The 6,918-nt window shown below is 70.5% G+C and carries 4 protein-coding genes; 2 read left to right on the top strand and 2 right to left on the bottom strand.

The features are described 5' to 3' along the window. A partial coding sequence (locus AC3XYG_RS01510; protein ID WP_489138044.1) for a helix-turn-helix transcriptional regulator occupies nucleotides 1-794 on the top strand: 794 nt, incomplete at its 5' end. A 211-nt stretch (nucleotides 795-1,005) separates the two neighbouring features. After that, on the top strand, nucleotides 1,006-3,489 hold the full coding sequence (locus AC3XYG_RS01505) for a beta strand repeat-containing protein (RefSeq protein WP_489138043.1): 2,484 nt from the start codon (nucleotides 1,006-1,008) through the stop codon (nucleotides 3,487-3,489). Between the two features lie 49 nt (nucleotides 3,490-3,538). On the opposite strand, the gene AC3XYG_RS01500 is transcribed toward AC3XYG_RS01505, so the two are convergent. Together AC3XYG_RS01500 and AC3XYG_RS01495 are read right to left on the bottom strand one after the other, a co-directional pair. Continuing rightward, nucleotides 3,539-4,894 (bottom strand): aminotransferase class I/II-fold pyridoxal phosphate-dependent enzyme, encoded by a 1,356-nt coding sequence (locus tag AC3XYG_RS01500; protein WP_489138042.1) that lies wholly within the window; start codon nucleotides 4,892-4,894, stop codon nucleotides 3,539-3,541. Further along, on the bottom strand, nucleotides 4,891-6,918 hold a 2,028-nt coding region (locus AC3XYG_RS01495), incomplete at its 5' end, for a type I polyketide synthase (protein ID WP_489138041.1). The genes AC3XYG_RS01495 and AC3XYG_RS01500, both read right to left, overlap by 4 nt.

Below are 6,918 nucleotides of genomic sequence, written 5' to 3'. Positions count from 1 at the left end.
GCCTCGCCAGCTTCAACGGCACGGTGCAGACCGTGACGCGGACGCCGCATGATCTGCATGCCGACAGCCAGGATGCCTATTTCCTGATGATCAACGATGGGCCCGACACGGTCGGCGGCCTGCATGTCGGGCGCGAGCTGGCGCTGGCGCCGGGGGCTGCGGCGCTGATGTCGGCCCAGGAATGCGGGTCGATCACCGGCGGGCCGGCGCCAAGGGGCGGGCATGTCTGGCGCAACCTGATCGTGCCGGGCGAACTGATGCGCGGCATGGTCGGCGGTGTCGATGACCTGCTCGCCACCAGCCGGTCCGGCGCGTCGCTGGCCTTCCTGCGCAGCTATCTGACGCTGCTGAACGACACGCCGCCCAGCGGCGATCCCGGCCTGGCCGACCATATCTCGGCGACGCTGATGGACCTCCTCACACTCGTCCTCGGCGGGCCAGGAGAGGCGGCACAGCAGGCTGCGTCGCGGGGCCTGCGCGCGGCACGGATCGATGCAATCCTCGCCGGCATCCGCGATGGCTACACCGATCCCGGCTTCACCGTGAAGGCGTTGGCCCGCCAGCTCGGCCTCTCCGTCCGCTACATCCACGACCTGCTGCATGAGACCGGGACGGGCTTTGCCGAACGCGTGCTGGAACTGCGCCTGCAGCGCAGCGCGCTCCTGCTGGGCGACCGGCGGTCCGACGGCCTGCGCATCGGCGACCTCGCGCTGGCGGTCGGCTTCAGCGACGTGTCCTATTTCAACCGCTGCTTCCGCCGCCGCTTCGGCTGCACCCCGACCGCCATGCGGTGACCGGCGGGCGCGGACTGCACCGCGAGTCAATTCCGGTGCCGCCCCGTCCAAGACACGCCGCCGCCCACCATGCGATCAACAGGCCAACGCCGCCGGATCATCGGCGGTGCCGACGCGTGATGCGCTCTCGACCGCCAGAGGCCCTGGTGGTCGAGAGCGCAGCGCGCCGGCAGTTCTTTCGGCAGCATCGATTTCAGGAATGGGGAATTTCATGTCGACCATCAACGGCGACGCCGGCAACAACACGCTTTCGGGCACTGCGGCGGGCGATACAATCACCGGCCTTGCCGGCAACGACTATCTGTTTGGCGCCGACGGCAACGATATCCTCAATGGCGGTGACGGCAACGACCTGCTGCAGGGCGATGCCGGGGCGGACACGCTGAATGGGGGCGCCGGCATCGACGTCGCCTCCTACGACACCACCACCGATTTCGGCGTGATCATCACGATCGGCGGCGGGGCAGGCTCGGGCGGCGCCGCCGGCGACGTGATCGGCCTCGATGTCGAAAACATCCATGGCACGAGCCTCGGCGACACGCTGACCGGATCGGCGGCGGCCAATCATCTGGCCGGCGTCGGCGGTGATGATGTCCTCTCCGGCATGGCCGGCAATGACAACCTGGAAGGTGAGGCTGGCAATGATGTCCTGCAGGGCGGGGCCGGGGCGGACACCCTGTCCGGCGGTGCCGGCATCGACACGATCAACTACAGCGGCGTCGGCGTGACCATCAACCTGACGACCCTGACGGCGTCGGGCGGCGAGGCCCAGGGCGACGTGATCGGCACCGATATCGAGAACGTCCAGGGCACCAACAGTGCCGACAGCCTGACCGGTTCGGCTGTTGCCAACCTCCTCGCCGGCTTCGATGGCGACGATACTCTCAAAGGCCTGGCCGGCGACGACACGCTCAGCGGCGGCAACGGCAATGATTTCCTGGAGGGCGGGGCCGGGGCGGACACGCTGAACGGCGGCTTCGGTGTCGACACGATCGACTACAACGGCGCGGCCGGGGTCAGCGTGACGATCGGTGGCACCGGCTTGGGGGGCGATGCCCAGGGCGACGTCATCGGCGCCGACATCGAGAACATCCGGGGCACGGAGGGATTCGGCGACGCGCTGACCGGCTCGGACGCGGCCAATGCGCTGTCCGGCTTCGGCGGCAATGATCATCTCTTCGGCCTGGCCGGTGACGACGTGCTGAACGGCGGCACCGGCGATGATTTCCTCGGGGGCGGGGCCGGCGCGGATGTCCTGACCGGCGGCGTCGGTATCGACACGATCGACTACAACGGCACGGCGGGCGTGATCGCGATCATCGGTGGGGCCGGGTCGGGCGGCGACGCCGAGGGCGACACGATCGGTGCCGACATCGAGAACATCCAGGGCACGGTCGGCTTCGGTGATGCCCTGACCGGATCGGCGGCGGACAATGTGCTGCGCGGCTATGGCGGCGACGACCATCTCTATGGCCTGGCCGGCAACGACACGCTTGCCGGCGGGGATGGCGCCGACTTCCTGCAGGGCGGCGCCGGGGCGGACACGCTGAGCGGTGGCGCCGGCATCGACACTATCGACTACAACGGCACGGTCGGGGTCTCGGTGAACCTGGCGGTGCTGCTGGCCATGGGCGGTGAGGCCCAGGGCGATGTGATCGGGACGGACATCGAGAATATCCAGGGCACGAATTTCGACGACAGCCTGACCGGGGCCGGCACCGACAATGCCCTCTCCGGCTTCGGCGGCAACGATAGTCTTTCCGGCATGGACGGCATCGACACGCTGAACGGCGGCGTCGGCAACGACGTGCTGCGTGGTGGGGCCGGGGCCGATGTGCTGATCGGCGACACCGGGTCCGATGCCGCGATGTACACCGAGGGCACCGTCGGCGTGACCATTGACCTCGCCGCCGGCACCGGCCTTGGCGGCAACGCCCAGGGCGACACCCTGAGTGGCATCGAGACTGTCTATGGCAGCCAGGGCGATGATGCCCTCGCCGGCAACGACGTCAACAACGGGCTGTCGGGCGGCACCGGTGACGACACGCTGAACGGCGGGGCCGGGACCGATACGCTGGTCGGTGGGGTCGGCGATGACGTGCTTCGCGGCGGCACCGGGGCCGATATCCTGCAGGGCGGCGACGGCTTCGACACGGCGATGTACAACGAGGGCTCCGTCGGCGTGACGGTGAATCTCGCCCTCGGCACCGGCCTCGGCGGCAATGCGCAGGGCGATACCCTGGCCGATATCGAGGGGGTGTATGGCAGCAGCGGCGCGGACTATTTGACCGGCAGCGCCGGCGCGAACACTCTGGTCGGCGGTGCCGGCAACGACGTGCTGCGGGGTGGCGTTGGCCAGGACAGCCTGACCGGCGGCACGGGTGCGGACCATTTCGTGTTCACCGCGCCCGGCGACAGCACAGTGGCGGCGGCTGACCGGATCAACGACTTCAGCCATGCCCAGGGTGACCGCATCGACCTGACGCAGATCGACGCGAACACGGGCGTGGTCAACGACCAGGCCTTCAGCTTCATCGGCTCGGCGGCCTTCGGCCATCATGCGGGCGAGCTGCGCGCCGTTGTCACCGGCAGCCAGACGTCGATCAGCGGCGATGTGAATGGCGACGGCGCCGCCGATTTCGTCATCGCGCTGACCGGGGCGATCACGTTGCAGGCTGCCGACTTCATGCTGTAGCCACGGCCGGCCCTGCGTCCGGAGCGGGTTGCAACAACCCGCTCCGGGGTCACGAAGCGCGCAGCTGTCCGGCCAGCGGCGCTTCGTCCGCCAGCCGGGCCAGTTCCTCGGCCACGGTGGCGATGGCCCGGTCGATCTGCCCGCGATCATGCTCGGCGGTGATGAAGCAGCGCAGCCGGGCGGATTTCTCCGGCACCGCCGGATGCACGATCGGCGACACGTTGATGCCGCACTCCAGCAGCCGGTTCGACAGCCGCACCGCCTTCAACGAATCCCCCGTGATGATCGAGATGATGGCGTGGCCCTCGGCCAGGCCGGTGTCCAGGCCGGCGGCCCGGGCGCGTTCCAGGAAATGCCGGGAATTGGCCTGCAGCCGGGCGACCCGGCCCTCCGCATCGTCCATCACCAGCTCCAGCGCCGTCAGCGCCGCCATGGCCATCGGCGCCGGCAGGCCGACGCTGTACACGAAGCCCGACGCCATCAGCTTGAGATAATCGACCAGGGTCCGCGATCCGGCGATGTAGCCGCCGCAGGACGCCAGGGTCTTGGACAGCGTGCCCATCCACAGATCGACTTGCCGGGGATCGACGCCGCTGGCTTCGGCGATGCCGCGCCCGGTCGGGCCCAGCACGCCCAGCCCATGCGCCTCATCGACCATCAGCCAGGCGCCGAAGCGCTGCTTGATCGCCACCAGCCGCGGCAGGTCGATGGTGTCGCCATCCATCGAATACAGGCTCTCGACCACGATCAGCACGCGCTTGAATCGGTCGCGCTCGGCCGCCAGCAAATCCTCCAGCGCGTCGAGGTCGTTGTGCGGGAAGGACCGGCGCTGCGCCCCGGACAGCTGGGTGCCGGTGATGACGCTGCTGTGGATCAGCGCATCGTGCAGCACCAGGTCGGCCGGCCCCATGATCTGGCCGATGGTGGCGACGTTGGTGGCATGGCCGCTGACGAAGGTCACGGAATCCTCGACCCCGTGGAATTCCGCCAGCCGCTGCTCCAGCGCGGCGTGGAACGGCCGTTCGCCCGCCACCAGCCGGCTGGCCGAGACCGAGGTGCCGAAGGCGTCGATCGCCGCCTTGGCCGCGGCGGTGACGGCAGGGTGGCCGTTCAGGCCGAGATAATCGTAGGAGGCGAAATTGATCATCTCCCGCCCGGCGATGCGGGTGTCCGCCCCGGCGCGCCGCTCATGCGTCCGGAAGAACGGACTGGCGATGCCCAGCACGTCGCCCACCGCGCGCTGCATCCGCAGCGCCTCGTAGCCTGGCAGCGTCTCGAAATTGACGTCGTAGGACGGGGAAGCCGGTGCGGCGGCGGCCGGCACGGCCACCGGCGCCGCAACCTTGCCGCGGACGTCGCTGAGCAGCGAGCGCAGGGCGGCGTCGGACAGGCGGCCCCGGCTCATCCGAGCACTCGCCGCGTCGTCTTCGCCCGGTCGCGCACCGCTTCGCGCATCAGCACCGCATTCTCCGCGTCCAGATCCATCTCGACATGCTTGGCCAGCAACTGCACCTCGGTGCCGGCCGCGGCCTCTTGCGGCCCCGCCGCCGGCGTGACACCGCCGCGCAGCCGGGCGACGACGCGGCCGCCCAGCTCGTTCAGGCTCAGGCCGGCGCCGACCGACAGGAATGGCAGGTCGATGCCGTAGCGGCCCTGCATCGCGGCGTCCAGCTCCAGCCCCATCAGCGAATCCATCCCCAGCTCGGCGAAGGGACGGTCGGGGTCGATCTCGGCTGCCGGCATGCGCAGGATGCGGCCGATCTCGGCCAGCATGGTCGCGGTCACGACCTGCAGCGCCTCCGCGTCGCTGCGCCCGGCGATCATCGCCGCCAGGTCGACCTCGGACTCCGCCGCCTCGGCCCGCCGGCTGTCGGCCACCGGCGCCAGGCGCGGCGTGGCCAGGATCGGCAGCTCGCGGGTCGCGGCCTGCCAGTCGATCCGGGCGCAGGCGACGACCGCATCCTCCGGCGTGCCGTCCGGCCGGGCCAGCAGCCGGCCGAGATGGTCCAGCGCCTCGGCGGCCTTCAGTGACGACCGGCCGATCCGGCGCTTCAGGGCGTCGCCCATCGCCGTGTCGCGCGCCAGCACGCCGGCATCGGCGATCGCGCCCCAGCACACCGCCAGGGCCGGCAGGCCCTGCGCCCGCCGGGTCCGCGCCAGCTCCTCGAGATAGGCGTTGGCGGCGACGTAATTGGCCTGGCCAGGATTGCCGATCAGCGTGGTGGCGGAGGAGAACAGCACGAAATAGTCCGGCGTGCGGGTGCGGCTGACCAGGTCGAGATGGATCGCGCCGGTGATCTTCGGCGCCAACACCCGTTCGATCCGCGCGGTGTCGAGGTCCCGCACAAGCCCGTCATCCAGCACCATGGCGGCGTGGATGATGCCGCGCAGCGCGCCGTGCCGGCGCTCCAGCGCGGCCAGCAGCTTTTCGCAGGCCGGCCGGTCGGTGACGTCCAGCCGTTCCGCCACCAGGGTGACGCCGCGTGCGGCCAGCTGGTCCGCCCGGGCCCGCTCCGCCGGGGCCAGCACGCCGCGGCGCGAGGCGACGACAATGGTCCTGGCGCCGCGATCCGCCAGCCAGAGCGCCGCTTCGAAGCCGAAGCCGCCGGTGCCGCCGGTGACCAGGTGGAACCCGGTCGCCTGTGCCAGGAACGGCGCCTCGGCCACGGCCGGCACCGGGGTCTCGCGCGGCGGCGTGATCACGATCTTGCCGACATGGCCGGCGCCCTGCATCAACCGGAACGCATCCTCGACCTGCTCCGCCGCGAAGACGCGATAGGGCAGGGCGGTCAGCCGCCCCTGGCCGAATAGCCGGTCCAGGTCGCGCAGCAGCCGCCCGGTCAGGGCGGATTGCGCGTTCAGCAGCTGGTCGGCATCGACCCCGAAATAGGAGACGTTGCGAGCGAAGGCGCGCAGGCCCACCGCGGTGTCGGCGACGAAATCGCGCTTGCCCAGCTCGATAAACCGGCCGAAGGGCTTCAGCGCCCGCAGGCTGCGCCGCATGGCGTCGCCGGACAGTGAATTCAACACGACGTCGACGCCGCCCAGCCGCCAGCGGATCTCGTCGGCGAAGGCCAGCGACCGCGAATCCAGCACCAGATCGGCGCCCAGCAGCTGGGCCAAGGCGCGCTTGTCGTCATTGCCGGCGGTGGCGACGACGGTGGCGCCGCGCAGCTTGGCGATCTGCAGCGCCGCCAGCCCGACGCCGCCGGCCGCGCCATGGATCAGCACGCTTTCGCCGCGGCCCAGCCGGGCCTGATGCACCAGGGCGTACCAGGCGGTGATGAAGGCGACCGGCATGGTCGCGGCGGCGGCGAGGTCGATACCATCAGGCACCCGCATCACCACCTGGGCCGGCACCGTGACATGGCTGGCGAAGGCGGCCGGGGCGAAGGCCATGACCCGGTCGCCCTCCCGCAGCGTGCCGAC

This window comes from Inquilinus sp., assembly GCF_057815775.1.
This window is presented reverse-complemented; position numbering and strand designations above follow the sequence as displayed.